Consider the following 22,809-nt stretch of genomic DNA (forward strand, 5'->3'; position numbering starts at 1 on the left):
GCCATCCAGACGGCCATTCCGGTTGTGCCCTGCGGACCGTGCAGGGGTTGCATGAAGAACACGTCTCTAGCGCTAAAAACGGTTGCTGGGGATGCCGCGATGCTGCTTGTCTTTTTGCAGGAGGTTTGCGTGAACCCTTCCAGCTTTCCGCCCGCGCCCTGGCGGCTTCAGGGGCAGCTTTACGCGTCCGTCTGGTGGGTGCCCGTGCGGCGCCTCCAGCTCTCCCTGGACCCGGCGCTCGAACTGCTCACCGTCGCGGGCCGCGCCTGCGTTGCCGCTGCCTTCGTCGACTACCAGCCAGGGAGCGTGCTGACCTATGGCGAGCTCTTCGGGGCCGTCAGCGTGAGGCTTCGGGGCTCTCTCCGCGCTGGCATGACCGTGACCCATATGTGGGTGGACAGCGAGCCCTCGCTCCGGGGCGGCCGGGCGCTCTGGGGCATGCCCAAGCAGATGGCCCGTTTCGCGCTCGACCCTGCGCCCCCGGATGCAGCCTTCACGGGCGCGAGCTGGGACTCCCAGGGCAAGGAGCTGGCACGGGTGCGCATGCAGCCGCTCGCTGGGGCTCCTCGGAAGGTGCGCCTGCCCGTGCCGGTGCTCAACCTGCAGGTGCTCCACGGGAAGGTGCAGGCCCCTCCCTCCGCCATCCGCTTCTCGCCCCGGTTGCTGCGGGCCGCCGAGTGGACCATCCCTGGAGACAGTCCCTTGGCCGAGCTTGGCATCGCGGGCGTACGCCCCGGGGTGAGCGCTCAGGCCCGGGACTTCGAAGGCAGCCTGTCCGCGGCCGTCCCCGTGACGTGAGGGCTAGCGGAGGTCATCCATCTGGTCGCCCAGGAGCCCTTCAATGTACTGGCTCAGTCCTCGCTCCACCTCGTCCGGGGTGCTGCCCTGGAGCTCGTAGCCGCTCTTGATTTCATTCAGAGCGGACATGACAGCATTGACGTCGCCGAGTTTCCCTTCGAGCGCTTCAATGAAGTGGCTGAACTTCTCTGGGCTCACGCCCGCTGCCTGGGCGCCGTCCGTGAGGGCCTCGAAGTAGCCCCCGTAGCTGATGAGGTCCGGATGGTCGTGGATGACCTGTTGGACTTGCTCAGGCGTCAGACCAAGCGCCTGCAACCGGTCCGCGCGTGAGTCCTGGCTGGAGACCGCCTCGATGACATCCTCGGGGATGGTGGGCAGGCCCTGACGGGCCAACGCCTCGTTGGCGGCGGCCATCAGGTCCTTCTCCTCCTGCTGGCGCTCTCCCCGGTTGATGATGCCGCTGGCGAAGTCGCCCACGGCGGTAAGCACCGTGCCCGCCGCGTTGATGATTCCTCCCACGGGCGCCAGGGGGGTGGCTTCGAGCACGCTGCCGGCGATGGACAGCAGGTCCCCGCCCATGGCCAGCCAGGTGCCCGCGTTCTTGTCGTCCTCGGTGGCGTGCTGGTACAGCGAGGCGGAGGCGGCTGCGGCTCCGAGCGCTGGCGCGAACCGGCTGGCGAGCCCCGCGAGACGCTCGGCCTTGGCGGCATGGCTGCCCAGCATCTCCGCGAGCTTGCCGCTCTGCGCGAGGGACTTGGTGACTCCCGCCAGCAGCTCCAGGCCGTTCTGGCCCGTCTCGGCCAGCGCCCCGATGGCCTCGGCGTAGTTGCCCTGGCGAAGCTCATTAGTGGCCGAGGCCGCGCCCGCCGCCACGCCGATGACGGCGATGGACTTCATCAGGCTGCTCTGGCCGCTCCAGTCCTCGGCCAGGTCTGCGAGCCGGTCATAGTTGCCGTTGGCGGCCTCCTCCGCGATGTCGAAGGCTTCCTTCAAGTCCTTGATGGACCCGGCGACCTCCGCGCCCTCCATGAACGGCGCGAGCTTCTCGCGCAGAAGGGCCACGCCCTCCTGCGGAGTGCCCGCCTGGGCGATGATGTCCGTGGAGGCGGTGGCGGCGGCTTTGCCCGCGATCTCCGCCAGCGCGGCGTCCTGGTGGAGCGGCGAGCCTGCCTGCGTGTAGCTGCGGCTCGCCCAGTCCAGCGCCGCCTGTGCTTCGGAGCTCTCCGCCAGCGCCGTGTAGCCTTCCTTCAGCGCGTCCGTGTTCTGTGCGAGCGCGGGATCTTCCAGCGCTGTCCGGAACTCGGTGGCGGCTTGGGCTTCGGCCTCGTAAACGTCCTTGTGCTCCTCGTGGTAGGCCTTGATGTACTCCTGCTTCTGCGCGTCGGTCAGCGCCGGGCCCAGGCGGGCCAGCTGGCCTTTGAGCACCTCATCCGCTTCCTTCACCTCCTCGCGCGCCGTATCGAGTGAGGCTTGGGCCGAGCTCACCTGGCTGGCGGCCTGCTGCTCCGCGGAAGGGGGCGGCGGCGGGGTGGGGGTGGGGCCGGGCTGCGGGGTCGGAACAGGAGTACCCCCCGCCTGCGTGGGAGCCGGCGTGGACGAGGCCGGTGGCGGGAGCGTCGGGGGAGCGGAGGGCGTCGGGGTGGGGGTCGGCCCCGGGCTGGGGGTAGGGCCCTGCCTGAAGGACTTCACCTCGAAGCTGCTGACGCCCTGGTGGCTGGCCAGCGCCACGTTCTTCGAGAGCTTGCTCTTGTCCGTTGTCTCGGGCTTCGGGGTGGGCTGAGGCAAGGGCCGGGGGGCTTCCTGCTTCTCCACCTTGGGTTGAGGACGAGAGCCAAGCTTGTTGATCATGGACTGAACCTTTCCTGTGAGGCCCGTGGGCGGAGGAAACCCCCCGTCCATTATCGCGGGAAGTGTGGCGGAGGTGTGTGCGCACCCAGGGGCCGCTTACGTCCGCGTCCTGCCTTGCTCAGAGGCCAAGCGTCCGTTCAGGGGGTAGGCACTTGTGGAGGAGCCGAGGTGCCGGGGCGGGGCGGCACAATCACAGGCAGGTAGCAGGCCCCTTTCCAGTCATAAAAGCTATCGCCGCAGGGCGGCGAGACTTGGATGAATTCAGCCCAGCACCCGCCCCGGATGTTGATCTGGTTGCGAGGGCAGGGCGGACGGCGCTGGCCGGGCAAGGGCTCCTTGGGCATCTCCAACTTCAGCCCGTTCGGCTGGGACTCTGGGGCCGCGCTGGACAGAGGTGGCTCCTCCACGGCCGCGTCCGCAACGCCCCCGGTTCCTCCATCCGCCGTGCCAGGAGGCGAGATCCAGGGCTCGTCCAGGTTCCAGTGTCCGGAGACCAGGGGCAGCAGCCCCACGGCCACAGGCAGGAGTGCCAGGAGCCAGCGCCTTCCGCGGCGAGGATTTGCGGCGGGGGCAATCTCGGCTTCCGTGGGCACGCTCGAATCGCTTGGGCGGGCCCTCGCCGGCCCGAGGGCCTTCGCGAGGTTCTCCAGGGCGGTGGCCAGCTCACCGGCGCTGCCTCGGTCCTGGGGCGTTTCGGAGAGCATGCGGAGGATGAGGGATTCCAAGGCGGGGGCCAATGGCTTCCAGTGGCCCGGAGGTTTCAAAACGTCCAGGGTGTCACGCGCATCATCTCCCACGATGGAGGGGTCCGTCGCCAGGGGCGGGTAGGTTCCCGTACACAATCGGTAGGCCATCACGCCCAACGCATACACGTCATCCGCGGGGGTGGCGCGGTAGGGGGGATGAGCCTCGCGGCGGTGGTTCCAGTGGAAGCGCAGCGCCTGGGGACTGCGGTAGAGGCGGGTGCCCGGGGCGAGCAGTCCCTCGGTGAGCGGAGCCGCCCCGCTCCAGGTGCCGCACCCGAAGTCCATGAGGAAGGCCCGCCCCTCGGGGCTCACGAGCACATTCTCGCCTTTGACGTCCCGGTGAAGCCCTTGAATCGCATGGGTGGCCTCCAGCGCCCGGGCCACCTGGGCCAGCAGCCGCAGGGCCTGACGGGACGTGAGCGGATGCTGCTCGGCCCAGTCGTAGAGCCGGATGCCCTCCACCCATTGCATCACCACATAGGGATGGGGGGCGCCCCAGGGGCCTCCGGTCCAGGTGCCCTGTCCCAGAAGGCGAGGCACGCCCGGGTGCTGGATCCGGGAGAGCAGCCGCGCCTCGCGCGCGAAGCGCAGGTCGTTCGGGTAGCGCGCCAGCTTGAGGGCCGCGGGCGGACCCTCCGTGTGCCCCACGCCGTGGGCGCGGTAAACCGCCCCGTACGTGCCGTAGCCCGCGGGGCCGTCCACCTGCCACGTGTCCAGGACGGTACCGGCAGGAAGCGCCTCGGGGGACGGCTTGGTCATGGCACCTCCAGGCAGGGTGAGGCCACTGCGTTGAGCCTACACCCTACCTCTTGGGTCACGTCACGTCAGCCCCACCCAGGACCCGCGAGAACCGCTCAAGGGCGGTAGATCTCGTAGGACGGCTGATGCTTGCGGTAGCCGGGGCCACTCCACATGTCCGTCTGCCGGAAGTCAGACACCCACTGGGAGCCGTTGTACATCGTGATGTGGCCGGCCGCCGAGCCCCCCGGATAGGGCTGGATGACCGCGACATCGCCCTTCTGCGGCACGTAGTTCTGGGTATTGACGGCCGTGAAGCCATGCCGCCCCAGGTACGGGCCGTAGTTCTTGGCTTCCCCAGGACGGGTGTTCACGTCCAGCCTGACCCCTCCCGCCTCGATGGCCTTGCGGACATACTGCGCGCATTTCTTCTGCGACGTCGCGTGGGCGTTGGCATCGAGGTGCGCCACGGCCTTGTCGACGTCCATGTTCGACGTGCCCCCGCCGCTCGCCCTGAGCTGCTTGACGGAGGTGGAGCGCTTGGCGAGCTGAGGGCTCGCTGCCTCGAATTGATCCACCGGCTTGTTCTTGGGCGCCGTCGTTCCGGTCTTGGGTGTCTTGGTTTCGGCCTTCGTCTGCCGGTTCTCACCCGAGGTGGAGCTGGAGCGTGAGGCCCCGCTGCTGGACGAGCTGGAGCGCGACGAGCTGGACGAACTGGACGTGCTGCTTTTCGATGAGCCGACGGACATGTGACACTCCTCGTGGGACGTCGAATCTAGCCTATCGGGGAGTAGCGCCACATAGACCTGAACTCACGGAGGGCGCGCGGATGCGAGCCCTCCGGTGCGGTAGGGACGTCTAGGGAACCGTGTCCTTGCGCGGCACGGAGGCGCTGCGCAGGCCGGCCACCTTCGCGTTGACCGCGTTGGTGTCCAGGTACGTGTCCTTGGCGAAGTACACCCAGTCCACCTCCTGGAAGTAGGTGCGCGGGGTGCCGTTCGTGGTGCCCAGCTCGATGAACCACATCTGGAAGTCGAGGAACTGGTTGATGAGCGGCGCGAACTGGGCCGAGTGGCTGGCGTGCTGCACGCCATCGATAAAGTAGGTGTTGCCCGAGGGCGTCACGTGGAGCAACAGCGTGCGCCAGCCGTCGTGGCTGTAGCTGAGCCGGGCCGAGGGGCTCGCGGTCACGTTCCTGTCGAACGAGGTCAGGAACATCGTGGGGGTATTGCCCTGGCCCCAGCCGCCGTTGGGCAGGTACTCGAAGTCCTGCTCGGAGTAGCTGGGGCTGTTGTAGGGCGTGATGACGAAGAAGGTCTGCACATACTTGTCGGCGAAGACGCGCGTGCCGGACAGCGGCGTATCGCGGAACTTGAGCCGGGCCGAGTAGGTGCCGAACTTGAACTTCTGCGCCTTGGAGATGACCTCCGAGTGCGTCGTGCCCGCCACGGACCCGTTGGTGCTCGTCTGCAGGCGCATCAGCCGGTTGGAGCCCTCGCTCACCATGGAGACGTTGCCCGCGGACCAGGTCGCGCCCGCCACGCCCGGGCCGCCCGCGTACGTGCGTACCGTCCAGAGCTGGCTGAAGGCTGCGTCCCCGGTGCCCGTGTAGGTGAAGTCATCGAAGAACTCGGCCGAGACGGTGGGCGGAGGGACCGTGCCCCCCGAGGGCGGGGTACCGCCCCGCACGCCCGCGGTAGGCGCGGAGCCCACGTCATGCACGGAGATGCGGCTCCAGTCGGCGAAGGACGTCTGGTTGCCGTACGAGTAGTCATCCGTCTCGTTGACGTTGGCGCCCCCGAAGGTGATGCCGAGATCGATCGGGACGGTGGTGGCCCCCGGCGCCAGGCTGCCGGCGGTGCTGGCGAAGCGGATCTCCACGTACTGGTCCGCGTTGGTGGCGGACACGCTGCCGGTGGTCAGCGAGATCCCCGGGCAGCTCGCCGTGGTCCACCACCAGCACGCCGGGGTCACCGCCGTGGCGCCGTTCTTCGTGAACCAGTAGCGCACGACGATGCTGCTCAGCGGGAGGGTGGCCGAGGTGTTGTTTCGCAGCTGGACGCCCGCCTCGATGATGGAGTCGTTGGGGGTCGCGGCGTTGTAGTTCTGGTACTGCACGGTGAAGTCCGCCGTGCCGGCGAAGCTCTCGCTCAGCGGAACGCTCAGCGACAGTGCGGCCAGCAGGCCCTGCTTCCAGGTCATCCTCATGGTCTCTCGTCCTTTCCCCGGGGGCTTCCGGGCAGGGGGGGGATACCAGAGAATTATTCTTGCTAGTCAGCTTTTTCTATTATGGAGGCTTTGGCCTGATGCGGAAGGGTCGTCGGATTGACATGCTGTCTCATGATTTGGACGATGCCCGCATGTCCGAATCACAGTGTTCATCTCGACTCTCTCGACTCGCAGCGCTTTCTATTCTCCTGATCCTCGCCGCCTGCGGCAGCGACATCGTGGACCCCAAGCCCGACGCGGGCGGAGGCAACACCCCTCCGGACGCTTCGACGGATGGCGGCACCGACGGCGGCGGGCCCGTGGATCCGCTCGATTGCGGCAACGGCACGCTCCAGGCCGGTGAGATGTGTGACGATGGCAACGCGAACGACGGGGACGGGTGCTCGTCGGTCTGCAGCATCGAGACGGGCGAGAACGGGTGGATCTGCCGGACGCCGGGCCAGCCGTGCGTGCGCAACGTGTGCGGCGATGGCGTGCGCGGGGTGAAGGAGGCGTGTGACGACTTCAACGCCCGGTCCGGAGACGGGTGCAGCGCCACGTGCACGGTGGAGAGCGGCTGGAACTGCCCGAGTACGGGCGGCAACTGCCAGGCGGCCAAGTGTGGCGACACCATCGTCGCCGGCGACGAGGACTGCGAGGACGGCAACGCGGTGGCGGGCGATGGGTGCAGCGCCACGTGCCGTCTGGAGGAGGGTTTCAAGTGCCCGGCGCCGGGCCAGGCCTGCTCGCGCACCACGTGTGGCGACGCGAAGGTGGAGGGCACCGAGCAGTGCGACGATGGCAACAACGACATGGGCGATGGGTGCTCGCCGTTGTGCAAGCGCGAGCCGTCGTGCACCAACGGCAACTGCACGGCCATCTGCGGCGACAACCTCATCCTGCCGGGCAGCACGGAGGAGTGCGATGACGGCAACGTGCGTGACAACGACGGGTGCTCGTCGCAGTGCAAGCTGGAGGCGGGCTTCCAGTGCAAGCAGATCGAGAGCGAGCCGCCGCCGGAGGTGAAGATTCCAGTCGTCTACCGCGATTTCATCGGCAACGATCAGACGGGCCAGGCCCAGCGGCACACCGACTTCGAGAACAAGAACGGCTCGGAGAAGGGGATCGTCAAGGCGGACCTGGTGAACAACAAGCCGGCCTATGCGAAGGCGGGCGTGACCAGCTCCACGACCCACGGCGAGGCCCTCTTCAACCAGTGGTACACCGACTCGTCCCGGAGCAAGACCTACGTGGATCAGCTGACGCTGACCCAGCAGAAGGACAGCCAGGGCCGGCCGACGGGGACCTACTTGTTCGTCAACAACACCTACTTCCCGCTGGACAAGAAGGGCTGGGTGGCCTCGGGCAACGAGCCCGAGCGCAGCGGCCACAACTTCAGCTTCACCAGCGAGGTGCGGTACTGGTTCGAGTACAAGGGCACCGAGAAGCTCGAGTTCACCGGCGACGATGACGTGTGGGTCTTCGTCAACAAGAAGCTCGCGTTGGATCTCGGCGGGGTGCACTCGGCGGAGAACGGAACCGTGGACCTCACCCCGGCCTCGGCCGCCACGAAGTACAACCTGAGGAAGGGCGGCGTTTACGAGGCCGTCGTCTTCCAGGCCGAGCGGCACACGAACGCGTCCAACTACCGGCTCACGCTCGCCAACTTCACCACCAAGCGGACCGAGTGCACGAGCAGCTGCGGCGATGGCCAGGTGCAGCCGCCCGAGGAGTGCGACACGGGGACGAACCCTGGCGGGTACGGCCAGTGCGCGCCCGGGTGCATCTGGGGCCCGCGGTGCGGTGATGGCGTCGTTCAGGAGGCGTTCGGCGAGAGCTGCGACGACGGGAACGACGACAACGACGACCTGTGCAGCAACACCTGCAAGCCGCGCATCGGCTAAGGCCGTCTACCGGGGGGGCCGTGCTGCTGGGCGGCTCCCCCCGCTTCCTGCGTCCCCCGGCTCAGCGGCCGTGAGCGTGAGCAGGAAGTCGATGAAGGCCCGGACCTTGGCGGCGGGAAACTCGCGCGAGCGGTGGTAGACGTGGACCGGGTACCGCTCGTCGGACCACGCCGGTAGCAGCTGGACCAGACGCCCGGAGTCGAGCAGCTCCCTCACGCTGAACTCGAAGGGCTGCCCCACGCCATGGCCGCTGAGCATGGCGCTGATGAGGCTTCCCGAGTCGTTCACCATGAGCCGGCCCTGGACGTCCACGGGGATGACTTCGCCGCCCTTGTGGAACTCCCACTCGAAGTGGCGCCCCGTCCAGGTGTTCCGCACGAGGATGCACTCGTGCCCGCCCCGGGCCAGCTCCCGGGGGTGTTTGGGCCGGCCGTGCCGCGCCACGTACTCGGGGGAGGCGCACGTCAGCACCCGGGAGCGGCCGATCTGCCGGCAGATGAGGCTGGAGGGCTCGGGCTCTCCGAAACGCACCGCCATGTCCAGCCCCTCCGCGACGAGATCTCCAATGCGGTCGCGCACGACGAGCTCCATTGTCAGCTCCGGATAGCGTGCGAGGAACTCGCCAATCCGGGGCGCGAGCACGTTGTGGCCAAAGGCCGCGTCGGCGTTCACGCGCAGGTGGCCGCGCACCGTGGCCGCCGCGCCCGTGGCCGCCGCGGCCGCGTCCTCAATGCCGGTGAGCAGCGGAGACACCTCCTCGTAGAACCGTCTGCCCTCGGTGGTCAGGCTGACGGCTCGGGCCGTACGGTCGAAGAGCCGCACCCCCACGCGCTGCTCGAGCCGGGCCACGGCGCGGCTCACGCCGGATTGGGTCAGGCCGAGCGTCTCCGCGGCCCGGACGAAGGTGCCCGCCTCCACGACCGCGGCCATCACGCCAATGCCACTCAGGAGTTTTCCATCGAAGGCCATCCATGACTCCCCGTCATGCTTGGAGGGACATTTATGCGGTGGTGTCATGGAGGGTCAATCCGTAGCTTTTCTCCACGCACCGCACGCGCCAGGCGCGGCGGGCGGATACCCCTCCAGGAGAAGGCCATGGACATTCAAGGCAAGGTCATTGCAATCACAGGCGCATCGAGCGGAATCGGCGAGGTTACTGCCCGCCTGCTGGCCGGGCAGGGCGCGCGCGTCGTCATCGGCGCACGGCGGACGGACCGCCTGGAGGCCCTGGCGGCGGAGCTGGGCCAGAAGGGCCAGGAGGTGGCCCTGCGCCGGCTGGATGTGACGCAGCGGGAGGACGTCCGGGGCTTCGTCGAGTTCGCCACCGGGCGCTTCGGCCGTCTCGACGTGCTCATCAACAACGCGGGGCTGATGCCGCTCTCCCGGATGGATCAGCTCAAGGTGGACGAGTGGGACCGCATGGTCGACGTCAACCTCAAGGGCGTGCTCTACGGCATCGCCGCGGCGCTGCCCGTGTTCCAGGCCCAGAAGGCGGGCCACTTCATCAACGTCACCTCCGTGGCGGACCGCGTGGTGGTGCCCACCGCGGCGGTCTACTCGGGCACGAAGTTCGCGGTCCGGGCGATCTCCGAGGGGCTGCGCCAGGAAGTGGGCCGGGACATCCGCGTCACGCTCGTTGCGCCCGGGGCCACCCAGTCCGAGCTGCCCAACACCATCTCCGACCCGGAGCTGCGGCGGCTGGCCATCGAGCAGTACCGCCAGGAGCTCATCCCCGCGGAGGCCATCGCCCGGGCCATCGCGTTCGCCATTGGCCAGCCCGCGGACGTGGATGTCAACGAGCTGGTCGTCCGGCCAGTGGCCCAGTCCTACTGACGCTGGCGCGGAAGGCCCAGGGGGCATACACCTGCCCGTGCGAAGGGAGAGGCGTCTTTTCCCTGGGAGGAGCACCCGTGAAGCGCAGGACGTTCCAGGCCGAGGGCACGCTGGTGGGCCGTCCCGTGGTGGAGGCCGTGGCGGCCCAGCTCGGCGTCCCCGCGGCGGAGGCGCTCGGGTGGGTGGAGGCGGGCGCGGTGTACCTCGCGGGCCGCCGCTGCCGGGAGCCCGGGGCCCGGCTGCGGGCCGGCCAGGTGGTGGCGGTGGTCCTGGAGGAGGGGGGCCGCAGCCCCCTGGAGGCCCTGGCGCCGCCCCCGGCCCTGGTCATCCTGTTCGAGGACAAGGAGCTGATCGCCGTGGACAAGCCCGTGGGCATCACCGCGCAGCCCACCGAGGGGCGGACCGGGGGAAGCCTGGTGGACCTCGTGAGCGAGCGGCTGGGGCGCCCCGCGGGGCTGGTCCACCGGCTGGACCGGGAGACCTCGGGCGTCACCCTCTTCGGCAAGACGCCCCAGGCCACGACGGCGCTGGCGGAGGAGTTCCGGGAGGGGAGGGCGCGCAAGCGCTATGTGGCGGCCACCGGGCCGGGCCTGCCCCCCTCGGGCACGGTGGACCTGCCGCTGTCCCGGGACCCGTCGCGGCCGGGCCGCTGGCGCGCGAGCCGCACGGCCAACGGCGTCCCGGCTGTCACCGTGTTCCGCACCGTGTATGCCGGGGCGGACTTCTGTCTCGTGGAGCTGCTGCCCCAGACGGGCCGGACGCACCAGCTCCGGGCGCACCTCACCTCGCTGGGGATGCCGATTCTGGGCGATGCGCGCTATGGCGGCGCGGCCCAGGCCGGAGGGCTGCCCGCAAGCCGCTGCCTCCTGCATGCGCAGGGGCTGGAGCTGGCGCACCCACGCACCGGAAAGCCCTTGCGGCTCGAAGCCCCGCTGCCCGGGGACCTGCGGGCCTTCTTCACGGCGGCGAAGGTTGCGCCCCCCGAGGGGCCCGTGCCCGCCCTCACGCCGCGCACAGGAAATCCGTCCCCTCCACCCACCCCCGGGCGGTGAGGTCCGCGCGCAGCTCCTCGCGGGCCCAGCGCACCCCGACACAGACGAGCAGGAGCCCTCGGCCAGGAGGGCCCAGCTCCGCGCCGGACACCACCGGGATGCTGTTGATGCGGGTGCCCACCTTGCGGGGGTGGACCTCGATGTACCGCTCGATGCGGATGCCCTCCTGCAGGAGGAACCGGCTGAGCGTCAGCCCGCTGGGACCCGCGCCCCAGACGGAGCACGGCCGCCCATCCGCGAGGGGGCCCCGGGCCAGGTAGTGGGCCTTGAGCCACAGAAAACGCCGCTTCGCATAGCGCGCGTCCGTCCGGGTGAGCCGCTGGGCGCTGTCACGCCAGCGCAGCAGAACCTCGGGCAGGTTCTTCAGCCCATACCCTGCGTGGATCAGCTTGAGCCACAGGGCGTAATCCTCTGGAAAATCCCCGTCTTCCCAGCCCCCGGTGGCAAGGAGCGCGTCCCGTCTCAGGCACACGGAGGGGTGGCACAGGGGGCTCTCGAGGAAGCGCTCCCGGTGGAGGGCCTCGGGGGTGGTGAGGCCGTTGAGCCAGGCGGCATAGGACTGGAGTGAGGGGCTGACAGGCTGGTCGTCGCGGAACAGCTCCACCCCCGTGCCCACGCCCGCGAGGTGCGGGTCGGCCTCCAGCGCCTCCACGCTGGCCTCCAGGCGCCTCGGCAGCGCCTCGTCATCGGCGTCCATGCGGGCCACGTAGGGAGAGTGCGTGTGAGCAAGCGCCAGCTGGAGCGCGGCCACGAGCCCCCGGCCCCCGCCGTCCAGCAGCTCCACCCGGTGGTCCTGGGACGCCAGGCGCTGGAGAACCCGCTGCGTCTCATCCGTCGAGCCGTCATCCACGGCAAGCACCCGAATATCCGGGAAGGTTCCCTCCAGCAGGCTTTCCACGGCTCGGGCCACCGTGGTCTCGGCGTTGCGGGCAGGAAGGAGGACGGTGACGACCGGGGCGGGCATCACGTGTAGACTGCCCCAGTGATGGGTGGCGTGAGAAACGGGAAGAGCGTCGAGGGGCCTGGGGATTCCGGTGCCCGACAGGAGACGCCCGCCGTGGACGCGCAGGCCGCAGGCGATGACCGCGGTGTGCATGCCAAGGTGGAACAGCACCTCCAGGTGGCCGCGCGGCTGCTGCGCGAGCGCCAGGCCCCCAAGGCCTTCGGGGAGCTGGTCCGCGCCAGCCGCATCCTGCCCATGACGGCGCGGCTCGCCGCGGCGCTCGTCACCGTCTCCCTGGAGGCGGGCACCGAGGCCGCCGCCATCACGCTGCTCACCGCGTCGCTCGAGAAGGTGGAGGGCGCCGTCCACCGGGCCGTGCGCCGCCAGCTCGCGCGCGTGCTGCGGCGGGTGGAGCAGGTGCCCCGCGCCATCGAGGCGCTGGAGACGCTGCTGGCCGCGTTCCCCGAGGACCACCGCGCGCGGCGGGTGCTCCAGGAGCTCTTGCAGCGCACCGGCCGGTGGGAGGCGCTCGTGGCCTCGCTGGAGGGCGAGGCCCAGGAGGCGCTCGTCCGGGGCGAGTTCTACCGGGCGGCCCGGGCCACCCGCTGGCGGGCCCGCGTGCAAGCCGAGCAGCTGCGCAGCCTGGCCCGGGCGGCGGAGAGCTACGGGAAGGCCGCCAACTACCTGGAGCAGATGGAGGATGCGGGCGGGGCCCTGTCGGTGCGGCTGGATGGGCTCCGGGTGCTGCATGCCGCCGGCGCCTCCGAGGCCGTGCTCACCGCCGCCTCCTCGGTGTGTCTGTCCGCGGGCTCCCGGCTGAACCGGGGGGACGAGGTCCGGCGGGTGCTCGAAGAGCTGCGGCTCATCCCCACCCGGGCCGAGCCCCCGGCCGGGAAGGCCCCTGCCGCGGAGGTTCCGCCCCCGCCGCCGTCTCCGGAGGCCGAGGCGCCTGCCGCGCCTCCGGCGCCTGCCGCGGTGTCCTCCACCGCCGCGACGGTGCTGGAGATGCCCGCGGTCACCGAGCCCGCGCCTCCTCCGGCGGAGCGCCGGGAGGAGCCCGTCTCCCAGCAGCGGCAGGAGACCCAGCTCATCGCCCGGCAGGCGTGGCCCGAGCTGGCCCAGTTCTACCTGGCGCGGGCCGATGCGGCGAGGGAGCCCTCGGTGCGCGCGGAGGCGCTCACCCGGCTCGCGGAGGTGATGGAGAACGAGCTGGAGGATCCGGCGGGCGCCGCGCGCATGTACAAGGAGATTGTCGCGCTGACCGGCGACCGCGTCGCGCTGAAGGAGCAGGTGCGGCTCCTGGCCAAGCGGGGAGACCCCTCGCTGGTGCAGCGCGCGCTCAACGAGGCGGTGCAGGGGGCGCGCTCCTCCAGGGCCCGGGCGGACGCCTACCTCACCCGTGCCGAGCGCGAGCTGGAGACCGGAGACTGGCTCAAGGCGAAGGCGGACTTCGAGACGGCGGAGGCGCTCACGCCCGGACTGCTGCTGGTGCTCGCGGGCCTGGTGCGCTGCGTGTCCGATGCGGAGCGGCCCTCCATGGCCGCCCGGCTGCGCGCCTCGCTCACCGCCGCCCCCCGCCGCTCGCCCGACCGGCTCGAGGCGCTGCACGTGCTGGCCACCGTGGCCGAGGAGTCGCTCCGGGACATGCGGCTGGCCCAGTGGGCCTGGTCGGAGGTGCTGGCCGAGGAGCCCAGCACCGCCCATGCGCGCGAGCGGCTCACGGCCCTCGCCCGGCAGCTCGGGGACAAGGGCTCGTTGGGCTCGCTCCTGCGGGAGCAGCTGGCACGGGAGCCCCGGGGGCCCGCGGCGCGCCTGGCCCGCCTGGAGCTCGTCTCCGTGCTGGAGAAGGCGGGGGAGGAGCAGGAGGCCCTCACGGAGCTGCGGCAGGCCGTGCGCTTCGAGCCCGGGCACAAGGAGGCCTGGCTGCTGCTGGCGGACCGGCTCACCGCGTTTGGCCAGATTGGCGAGGCGGCCTGGGCGCTGGAGCATGCCGCCACCGCCATGGAGGATGAGGCGGAGCGCCAGTACACCTGGGCCCGCCTGGCCCGGTTCTGCCAGGACGTTCTCAAGGATCCGGCCCGCGCGGAGGTGTACTCGCGGCGCGCGGAGAACCTGCGGCGCTCCCGGGAGGAGCCCGATGCGCCCCTCGTTCCCGAGGCCCCCCGGAGCGCCCGCATCCGCCGGGAGCGGGAGCTGAGCGTCCCGCGCACCGTGATTCTCATTCCCCCGCCGGGCGCCGTGGAGCTGACGCCCTCCGGTCAGGCGCTGCCCCTGCCGTCCTCCGAGAGCCCGGCGCCCGCGCCGGTTGCCCCGGACACCTCCAGCTCGCCGACCCAGGAGTTCGAGGCGGTGTTCCCTCCCGGTGCGCGGATGCCCTTCTCCGACGAGGAGCCGACGGCCACCGAGGCGCCCGAAGGGTTCGTTCCCCCCGGCGATGCGGCCCCCGAGGCGCCCGCGGCTTCGGTGGAGCCCGCGGCCCCGGTGGCGCCCGCGGAAGCCCCTCCGCTGGAGGACACGGGCCTGATCGAGGAGCCGCTCGGGGAGTCCTCGCCCAACACCAGCACGTCCCTGACCGCCTGGGCCTGGCGCAAGCCCCGGCCGCCGCCGCCCGCCGCCCCCAGCGCCGGTCAGAAGGACGCCGCGTCCCGGAAGGCCCGTTCCGTCCCGGAGGCCGAGGAAAGCACGGCCACCCAGGCACCTGCGTCCCGGAAGGCCGCCGCGCCCCGTTCTCCCGAGCCCCCGGCCGTTCAGACCGTGGCCCCGAAGCCGGCCGCGGCACCGCCGCAGGAGAAGGTGGCACCCGCCGGGGCCTCGCTGCTGGCCCCCATCCCCTCGAAGGGAGGTACCTCCAAGCGGCCCGCCCTGGACCTGCCGGGGACGCACCCGGGCACCGTGGCCAAGGGGACCTCCGGCACCCGGCGTCCGGTGCGCGACGACTCGCCCTTCTCCAAGGTCTCCCCCCGGGAGCCCGAGGGCGCGCCGGCGCCGGTGGAGCCCAGCGCCCCCGTGCAGAACACGGCGTTCCTCTCCTGGGAGGCGCCTCCGGGAAAGATGGACCCGGTGCGGCGCATTGCCCGCGCCCGCGGGAGCACGTCCATAGGGCCCGCGCCGGTGAAGCCGCCCCCGGCCCCCGCCGCGGGCGCCGAGCCCGCCGTGTTCCAGCAGGTGCGGGAGCGCCCCCTGGACGAGAAGCTCTATTCCGAGGTCGCGGAGTACTTCGAGGCCCGCGGGGATGCGGAGCGCGCCGCGCTCATGCGCGAGATCGCCGACGCCATCGAAGGCCGGGAAGGCCCCGCCCCCCGCGCGCTGCGCCGGCCCCTGTCCCCGGAGGAGCGCTCGGGCTTGCGGCACCCCTTGCTGCGCACGCCCCCGGGAGAGCTGCTCGCGTGCGTGGGGCTGGCGCTCTGCCGGCTCTTTCCGGCGTACGGCCGTGGCGCGGGCACCCAGGAGCCGTTGCGCCCGGAGCGCGGGCCGGGGGCGCCCCTGGCCATCGAGGCCCTCGCGGCCACGGAGCGGCTGCTGGGCATCGAGGCGCCCGAGGTGGTGCTCTCGGAGGACAACGGGCCGCCGTTCTCCCTCGTCTATACGAACACCCCACGGCTGCTCACCGGCAAGCAGGCGGTGCGGCAGGTGCTGTCGGCCGCGGAGCTGCGCTTCTACGCGGGGCGCGCGCTGCTGTGCCTGGGGCCGGAGCTGCTCGCCCTGCGCAGCCTCAAGAAGGACCAGGTCCTGCGCGGCCTGGCCCACCTGTCCTCGGTGCTGAAGGACAGCAAGGCCACCGGGCCCGAGGCCCGCGCGGTGCGCGAAGTCCTGACGCCCTCCCAGCTGTCCCGGGCCGCGGCGCTGTTCGACTCCGCCACGCGGCAGTTCGATGTGTCCGCCCTGGCGGATGCGGCGCGGGACTCGGCCAACCGGGCGGGGCTGGTGGCCTGCGGGAGCGTGGGGCCCGCCCTCGCCTCGTTGCGGATGAAGCGGGCCCTGGAGCGCGAGGTGGTGGAGCTGGTGCGCTTCGCCGCCTCGGAGCGCTACTTCCAGCTGCGCACCCCCCGGTAGGGCGCCTCAGCCCACCTGCATCCGGACGGACAGGGAGAACAGCCGCCCCCGTCCCTCGCCCTTCCCGAACTCGTGCCGGTAGGCGAAGTCGATGCCGCCGCCCTGCTGGGTGATGAAGCCCAGCCCGAGGCCGAGCTGGGAGGTGCGGCGGAAGGTGTCGTAGGAGTAGCCCAGGCGCACCGGCACCGCCTGGCCGAACAGGTACTCCGCACCCCCACTGTAAGTGAAGATGTTCTTCTCCGCGGTGTCGAAGTCCGCGCGCACGTCCGCGCCCAGCGTGAGCAGCCCGGTGAAGATGCCCAGGTGGGCCGAGTAGTAGCGGCTGAGCTCCGGCCGGTCGCTGCCCACGAGGTTGTGGGCGGAGAAGCCCAGCGTGTACGCATTGCCCAGGCGCACCAGCAGCCCCGCGTCCACCGAGGTGTCGTTGACGCGCAGGGGGTCGATGCCCCCCCGGAGCCGCAGGTAGTGCAGGGACGAGCCGATCATCAGCCCCGAGCTCAGGGGCAGGGCGAGCGCCAGGGTGGTGAAGTGGGCGGTGGAGCGGCCCGCGCCGCTGCGCAGCGACAGGATGTGGTAGTCGAGCCCGGCGGCCAGGGCGCTCGTCTTGGCGTCCATCAAGGACACCCCGGCGAAGGCGTCCTTGTCCGAGGTGTCCCAGGCCCCGTGCAGCTCCACCCGGTACATCTTGAAGAGGGCCATGGCGGCGGGGTTGCCCAGGATGGACTCGGTGCCCAGCCCGTGCGCCAGGGTCGCTCCGCCCATGGCGTAGCCGCGCGCGGAGGAGAGGTCCCTCAAGTCATCGAATTCAGCCTGGGCGTGAACGGTGGCGGAGAGACCCAGGAGAAACAGCAGCGTCAGGCGGCTCAACATGAGGCATCCATCCTAACCGCCTTGATGCCATGGGGGGCCACCACTAGATTCTTCCCCCCCCCATGGTCACGCAGGAGACACGGTGGGTTACCTCGAAGGGCGTGGAGACGTCATGAAGCGGCTGGTCGCGCTGGTGGGAGGGCTCGTCGCGTTTGCCGCCGGAGCCTATGTGCTTCCGGGCGGCTCCATCATGCGCCGGACGGTGAGCGCGCGGGAGGATGCCGCGTTCGCCAACCTGCGCGTGGAGGGCACCTACGTCTTCTTCGGGCCCGCGGCGAAGGAGGCGGGCACGGCGCTGGGCGTCTCCTCGGATCGCCCCGAGCTGGCCGCCGATGGGGCCATGCTCCTGAAGCCCCCGGAGCGCTGCCGCTTCGAGCTGGGAGCGCAGGATGGCAACCGCCTGGCCGTGGTGCAGGCAGGCGGCCGCCGGCGCCAGGAGGGCACGGAGCTCGCCGTGCTGTCGGCCGCCATGGGCCAGCTCTGCCCGCTGCTCACGGCGCGCAACGGCTCCGACGGGGAGGCGCGCGCGGAGCTGGAGCAGCACCTGCAGGGGCTGGGCATCGCCACGCGCACCACGTCGCTGGCCCGCTTCGGGGGCGATGTGGCGTACGTGCTGGGGGACACCGGGGAGGGCAAGCCCCAGTTCTGGGTGTACAAGGACAACTTCCGCCCGGCCCGGGTGCGCTGGACGGACAAGGCCGGCACGGCGTGGGACGTGCGCTTCATCGACTACGCCTCCGCGGTGACGGGGGGCACGCTGCCCCGGAGCATCGAGGTGTGGCGCGGCGGCCAGCGGGCCCTGCGCTTCACCTCCATCCGGTCCGACGCACGCACCGTGCTGGCCGATAAACTCTTCACCCCTTAGAAACCGGCTCCCGCCCGCCCGCTTCCGGGGGGCCATGGCTTCGAGGTAGCTCCCGCAGGCTGCCCGCCCCTATGTTGAGGGCATGTTTGACTGTGAGCGGACGCAGCTCTGGACGAGGACCCTGGGCGAGCGGGAGGCGGATCCAGACCGGGCGGCGCGGGAATACCTGAGGGAGCACCTGCGCCGGCTGCGCGAGCGGGCGGGGCTGGCCGCCGAGCAGATCCGGAATGCCTACCCGAGCTTCGGGTGGGTGCGCCGGGGCAACCGCTTCGATGTGTTGTGGGAGCGGGTGGATCTGCTGCTGGGGCCCAGCTATCCGCTCACGGCCGCCGAGGCCTTCGTGCTGGGCAGCGCGCTGCTCGTGCAGGAGCTGGGGGTGGGGCTCGCGGGCATGCCCGGCGGCGAGGCCGGCCTGCGCGCCACGCAGGAGTGGAAGGATGCCCTGGCCGCGCGCATCCACCAGGAGACGGACCGGGCGCCTTCGCCCGCGGAGCTGAAGAACCCGGCGGAGGAGTACATCCTGCTCGCCATGGAGGATGCGCTGCGGGTGCTGGCGCTCAAGCGCGCCCGGAGCCTGGCGCTGTTCTCCTGGCAGGGGCCGCGGGGCGAGGCGCTGCACCTGCTGGAGGACGAGGGGCTGCGGCGGCACTTCGGGGAGCTCGTGGGCGAGCTGGCCTACAGCCAGGAGTGGGACGTGTCCGAGGTGGGCCGGGTGCTCGCGCAGCGCACGCTGGCGGCCCCGGCCTCGCTGCCGGCGGACTGGACGGTGGATGGGCTGAAGGTGGCCGCGGTGCTCCGGGCCGCGCGGACGCTGCTCGTCGAGGAGCGGCGCCGCCGGTTGAGCCGGCCCACGCTGGTGCAGGACCGGCTCCTGTACACCACGGGCGAGCCCTTCTCGCGCGGCGAGTCCGAGGTCTTCTGGACCTGCTTCGACGCGCTCCGGGTGATTGACCGCGAGCTGCGTGACGTGGACGCGCTGCTCCGGGCCAGTGGCCGGCCCCGCCTGATGGCGCAGGGCGTGGTGGACGTGGACGATGCGTCCCGGCTGGCCTCGCACCTCAAGACCCAGGACTGGATACCGGTGGATGCGCGGGTGCACCTCTCGGAGGTGCCAGGGCTGCTCGCGCAGCTCGGCGGCGCGGCGCTGTACCGCAAGGACCCGTCGGTGCCGCTGCGCGAGCTCATCCAGAACGCGGCGGATGCCATCCGGGCCCGGCGCGTGCTGGAGGGCCGGGATGCGGAGTGGGGCACCATCACCGTCCGGGTGGGCCGGGACTCCCACGGCCGGTGGATCGAAGTGGCCGACACGGGGCTGGGCATGACCGAGCGCGTGCTGACGCGGCACCTGCTCGACGTGGGCCGCAGCTACTGGATGTCCGAGGAGATGCGCCGGGACCACCCGGGCCTGTCCTCCAGTGGCTTCCACCCCACGGGACGGTTCGGGGTGGGCTTCTTCTCGGTGTTCATGTGGGGCGACCGGCTGCGGGTGGCCTCCCGGCCCTTGCAGGGGCAGGCCACCCAGGTGCTGGAGTTCGACAATGGCCTGGGCGCGCACCCCATCCTGCGGCCCGCGCAGCGGGGGGAGCCGCTGGACGAGGCGGGCACGTGCATCCGCGTGTGGCTGGCCCGCGAGCAGGACTGGGAGCAGATGCTGCTGGACCGGAGCGATCAGTGGGACCACTGGTCGGAGTCCGAGGAGCGCATCACCTTCGGCGAGCTGCTCGGGCGGGTGTGCCCCACGCTGGATGTGACGCTGGAGCTGGAGGAGCGGCCGGGCCAGGCGGTGACGGTGCTCAAGGCCAACGACTGGCTGACGCTGGAGAGCACGCGGCTCTTGCGCCGCATTGGCAACACCGCGCGCGGGGTCAACACGGCGCTGATGGAGTTTCTGGCCCCCATGGTCCGTCCGGTGATGGCGGAGAACGGGCAGTGCGTGGGGCGGATCTGCATCGCCTCCGGCTCCATGCAGCGGTGGGCGGGCATGTCGGTGCTCACCGCGGGGGGCATACGGGCCCGGTACTCGCGGGAGTTCACCGGGGCGCTGCTGGCCACCACGGATGTGGTGACGCGGGACGACGCGGAGCCGCTCGCGATGCGCGAGGACCTGGCGCGCTGGGCCTCGGAGCAGGCGCGGCTTTGGGAGAAGTACCAGCTCAACTTCGAGGGGTACGAGCTGCACAAGCGGCTCGACATCGGGCTGGCGGTGCTCTCCTGCGGCGGCGAGCCCGGAGAGCTGCCCATCGGATACCGGGCCGGTACGTCGCTGACCCTGGCCGCGCTCCAGGAGTTCGTGGCGGAGCGGGACAAGGTGACGCTGGTGGACGGCGCGGAGCGGGCCGTGCGCAAGCACGCCGAGCTCGTAGTGATTCCTTGCCACGAGGCGGGACATGCCGCCGCGGGCCGCCTGCTGGCGCATCTGCCGGAGCTGATCGGCGTCTACCTGGCGAAGGCCTGGGGCGCGTCCATCCAGGAAGTGGTCGACAACGTGCAGATCTCCGAGAAGGAGTGGAACCCCACCGATGGGCGCAAGCGCCGCACGTGGGTGTTCCAGCGGCCCGAGGTGCCCCGGTTCCACTGAGCGTCCCGGCTCCCCCGGGACATGGGGGCCGCCCTGACGGCTGGAGGGGCGGCAGGGGGCCTTTCCCTGCGCCGGGAAAGTGGTCGTGTCGGAGCACGCCGCTACAGTGGTCCTTGTGAACGCGTCCGCCGCCCTAGCGTCCGTTGCCGTCGGCCGCCCTGTCCGGGGCGAGTTCACCTATGTCGTCCCGGAGACCCTCTCGGGACGGTTGGTGCCCGGACAGCGGGTGCTGGTGCCGTTTGGACGGGGCACCGCCCTGGGCTTCTTCCTGGGGCCTGCTGCTCCGCCCGCCGAGGAGGGGGTCAAGCTCAAGCCCATCCAGCGCGTGCTGGAAGAGTCCCCGTCCCTGCCGGCGGACCTGATCGCCCTCTTGCGGTTCGCGGCCGAGCACTACCGCTATCCGCTGGGGGAGGTGATTCGCAGCGCGCTGCCCCCGGGGCTCACCAAGGCCGAGGACGGGAAGGAGGCCCGGCCGGACGTGCAGCAGTTCGCGGTGGCGCTGGTGGCCGAGCCCCCGGCGGAGCTGCGCCGGGCTCCGGCCCAGTCCGCGGCCCTGACCTACCTGCTGGCGGTGGGCGGGCGGGCGCCCCTGGAAGAGGTGTCCCACGCGATTCCCGGCGCCCGGGAGATGCTGAAGAAGCTGGCCTCGCGCGGCATGGTCCGCATCGAGGAGCAGGTGCTCCAGCCGGGCGTGCGCGAGGGGCTGGAGCAGGGCCGCCCCACGCTGCTCACCCCCGAGCAGTCGGTGGCGGTGAAGTCGCTCCAGGGCTCGCTGGAGGCGGGCGGCTTCCAGACGGTGCTCCTGCACGGGGTGACGGGCAGCGGGAAGACGGAGGTGTACCTGCGCGCGGTGGAGCACGCGCTCGCGCAGGGCAAGGGCAGCCTCGTGCTGGTGCCGGAGATCGCCCTCACGCCGCAGCTCGTGGGGCGCTTCCGCAGCCGCTTCGGCGCGGAGGTGGCGGTGCTGCACTCGGGGCTGAAGGACCGGGAGCGGCTCTTCCACTGGCAGGCGCTGCGCAAGGGCACCGTGCGCATCGCGGTGGGGGTGCGCTCGGCCATCTGGGCCCCGGTGGAGAACCTGGGCCTGGTGGTGGTGGACGAGGAGCACGACCCGTCCTTCAAGCAGGAGGACAAGCTCCGCTACAACGCCCGCGACATGGCGGTGGTGCGGGGCAAGCAGGCCGGCGCGCTGGTGGTGCTCGGCTCGGCCACGCCCTCGCTGGAGTCCCTGGAGAACGTGCGCCGCGGCCGGTACGGCCTGCTGGAGATGAAGAGCCGGGTGGATGACCGGCCCATGCCCGGCATCGAGCTGGTGGACCTGCGCATCGAGCGGCCCCGCGACGGCGGCCCCGTCCAGGAAGAGGCCCCCATCCTCTCCCCGCCGCTCCTGGATGCGATGCAGCAGACGCTCGAGCGCGGGCAGCAGACCATCCTCTTCCTCAACCGCCGGGGGCACAGCACCTTCCTGCTGTGTGAGGTGTGTGGGCTCACGCTCAAGTGCTCGGACTGCGACGTGTGCCTCACGCTGCACCGCTCCTCGTCGCGGGTGGTGTGCCACTACTGCGGCCTGAGCGGCCCCGTGCCGGAGCAGTGCCGCGAGTGCACGGGCCCGTTGCTGAGGCTTGGCGTTGGCACCGAGCGCGTGGAGGCGGAGGTAGCCGAGCGCCTGCCCCACGCCCGCGTGGCGCGGCTGGACCGGGACTCGGCCACCAGCGCCGAGCGTGTCACCGAGCTGCTGGCCGCGTTCGCCCGGCGTGAAATCGACGTGCTGGTGGGCACGCAGATGGTGGCCAAGGGGCACGACTTTCCGGGGGTGACGCTGGTCTGCGTGGTGATGGCGGACACCTCCCTGGCCATCCCGGATTTCCGGGCCGCCGAGCGCACCTTCCACCTGCTCACCCAGGTGGCCGGCCGGGCCGGGCGTGGCAAGGACCCGGGCCGCGTGCTGGTGCAGACGTACAATCCGGACTCCGAGCCCGTGAAGCGCGTGCTCGCCCATGACTTCGAGGGCTTCGCGCAGCAGGAGCTGGAGTGGCGCCGGGCCCTGGCCTATCCCCCCTACACCCGGCTGGTGGCCATCCGGCTGGAAGGGGAGCACCCCGAGCAGACCGCCCGCGTGGCGCGGATGCTGGGGGACTTCCTCTCGCGGCGCATGCCTCCGGCCTCCGCGGGGGTGCGCATGCTGGGGCCGGCCCTGGCCCCCATTGCCCGGGTCCGGGGTCGCACGCGGTGGCAGATGCTCCTCAAGGCGCCGACACATGCGGCGCTCGCCCCACTGCTTACCCGGCTGGAGGTGAAGCTGGAAGAAGTTCCCGCAGGGGTGAAGGTGACAATCGACGTGGACCCGGGAGCCATGCTGTAGACTCGCGCGGC

16 protein-coding genes are annotated in these 22,809 nt (G+C 71.3%); 9 read left to right on the forward strand and 7 right to left on the reverse strand.

Annotated features, from left to right (window positions below):
* Positions 1-129 precede the first annotated feature (129 nt).
* Entirely contained in the window at positions 130-798 is a 669-nt protein-coding gene (locus tag KY661_RS10210) for an acetoacetate decarboxylase family protein (RefSeq protein ID WP_225410022.1), read from the forward strand.
* A 3-nt stretch (positions 799-801) separates the two neighbouring features.
* Here KY661_RS10210 and KY661_RS10215 read toward each other — a convergent pair whose 3' ends face one another.
* From KY661_RS10215 to KY661_RS10225, 3 genes are all read right to left on the reverse strand, one after another.
* Positions 802-2,646 (reverse strand): hypothetical protein, encoded by a 1,845-nt coding sequence (locus tag KY661_RS10215; RefSeq protein WP_225410131.1) that lies wholly within the window; start codon positions 2,644-2,646, stop codon positions 802-804.
* A gap of 137 nt (positions 2,647-2,783) precedes the next feature.
* Complete coding sequence (locus KY661_RS10220; RefSeq protein ID WP_225410023.1) at positions 2,784-4,151, reverse strand: serine/threonine-protein kinase; 1,368 nt, start codon at positions 4,149-4,151, stop codon at positions 2,784-2,786.
* Positions 4,152-4,246: 95 nt separating this feature from the next.
* Positions 4,247-4,708, reverse strand: a complete 462-nt coding sequence (locus KY661_RS10225) for a hypothetical protein (protein ID WP_225410024.1) — start codon at positions 4,706-4,708, stop codon at positions 4,247-4,249.
* 31 nt (positions 4,709-4,739) lie between these two features.
* Between KY661_RS10225 and KY661_RS10230 the strand changes: the two genes are divergently transcribed.
* A complete protein-coding gene (locus tag KY661_RS10230) occupies positions 4,740-4,883 on the forward strand; it encodes a hypothetical protein (RefSeq protein ID WP_177241288.1) in 144 nt (47 codons plus the stop codon).
* A gap of 105 nt (positions 4,884-4,988) precedes the next feature.
* Here KY661_RS10230 and KY661_RS10235 read toward each other — a convergent pair whose 3' ends face one another.
* On the reverse strand, positions 4,989-6,338 hold the full coding sequence (locus tag KY661_RS10235) for a cellulose binding domain-containing protein (protein WP_225410025.1): 1,350 nt from the start codon (positions 6,336-6,338) through the stop codon (positions 4,989-4,991).
* 152 nt (positions 6,339-6,490) lie between these two features.
* Between KY661_RS10235 and KY661_RS10240 the strand changes: the two genes are divergently transcribed.
* Complete coding sequence (locus KY661_RS10240) at positions 6,491-8,242, forward strand: DUF4215 domain-containing protein (protein WP_225410026.1); 1,752 nt, start codon at positions 6,491-6,493, stop codon at positions 8,240-8,242.
* 6 nt (positions 8,243-8,248) lie between these two features.
* Here the strand turns inward: KY661_RS10240 and KY661_RS10245 are convergent, their stop codons facing one another.
* Complete coding sequence (locus tag KY661_RS10245) at positions 8,249-9,211, reverse strand: LysR family transcriptional regulator (RefSeq protein WP_225410027.1); 963 nt, start codon at positions 9,209-9,211, stop codon at positions 8,249-8,251.
* 126 nt (positions 9,212-9,337) lie between these two features.
* Here KY661_RS10245 and KY661_RS10250 point away from each other — a divergent pair, with 126 nt between their 5' ends.
* Together KY661_RS10250 and KY661_RS10255 are read left to right on the forward strand one after the other, a co-directional pair.
* A complete protein-coding gene (locus tag KY661_RS10250; RefSeq protein WP_225410028.1) occupies positions 9,338-10,075 on the forward strand; it encodes an SDR family oxidoreductase in 738 nt (245 codons plus the stop codon).
* Between the two features lie 77 nt (positions 10,076-10,152).
* Positions 10,153-11,127 (forward strand): RluA family pseudouridine synthase, encoded by a 975-nt coding sequence (locus tag KY661_RS10255; RefSeq protein WP_225410029.1) that lies wholly within the window; start codon positions 10,153-10,155, stop codon positions 11,125-11,127.
* Here KY661_RS10255 and KY661_RS10260 read toward each other — a convergent pair.
* The gene (locus KY661_RS10260) at positions 11,078-12,091 is read right to left on the reverse strand and encodes a glycosyltransferase (protein WP_225410126.1); all 1,014 of its coding nucleotides are present in this window, start codon (positions 12,089-12,091) and stop codon (positions 11,078-11,080) included. The two genes, KY661_RS10255 and KY661_RS10260, sit on opposite strands and share 50 nt — an antisense overlap.
* Positions 12,092-12,112: 21 nt before the next feature.
* Between KY661_RS10260 and KY661_RS10265 the strand changes: the two genes are divergently transcribed.
* Entirely contained in the window at positions 12,113-16,123 is a 4,011-nt protein-coding gene (locus KY661_RS10265) for a hypothetical protein (protein WP_263436864.1), read from the forward strand.
* Between the two features lie 6 nt (positions 16,124-16,129).
* On the opposite strand, the gene KY661_RS10270 is transcribed toward KY661_RS10265, so the two are convergent.
* Positions 16,130-16,993 (reverse strand): PorV/PorQ family protein, encoded by an 864-nt coding sequence (locus KY661_RS10270; RefSeq protein WP_225410031.1) that lies wholly within the window; start codon positions 16,991-16,993, stop codon positions 16,130-16,132.
* 112 nt (positions 16,994-17,105) lie between these two features.
* Here KY661_RS10270 and KY661_RS10275 point away from each other — a divergent pair, with 112 nt between their 5' ends.
* From KY661_RS10275 to priA, 3 genes are all read left to right on the forward strand, one after another.
* Positions 17,106-17,858: a hypothetical protein gene (locus KY661_RS10275; protein WP_225410032.1), complete on the forward strand. Its 753-nt coding sequence runs from the start codon at positions 17,106-17,108 to the stop codon at positions 17,856-17,858.
* An 82-nt stretch (positions 17,859-17,940) separates the two neighbouring features.
* Positions 17,941-20,436 (forward strand): HD domain-containing protein, encoded by a 2,496-nt coding sequence (locus KY661_RS10280; protein WP_225410033.1) that lies wholly within the window; start codon positions 17,941-17,943, stop codon positions 20,434-20,436.
* A 115-nt stretch (positions 20,437-20,551) separates the two neighbouring features.
* Entirely contained in the window at positions 20,552-22,798 is a 2,247-nt protein-coding gene (gene priA / locus KY661_RS10285) for a replication restart helicase PriA (RefSeq protein WP_225410034.1), read from the forward strand.
* The last annotated feature ends 11 nt before the right edge of the window (positions 22,799-22,809 follow it).

Origin of the sequence: Allostigmatella hybrida (genome assembly GCF_020103775.1) — a bacterium.
Classification (GTDB): Bacteria; Myxococcota; Myxococcia; order Myxococcales; family Myxococcaceae; genus Hyalangium; species Hyalangium aurantiaca.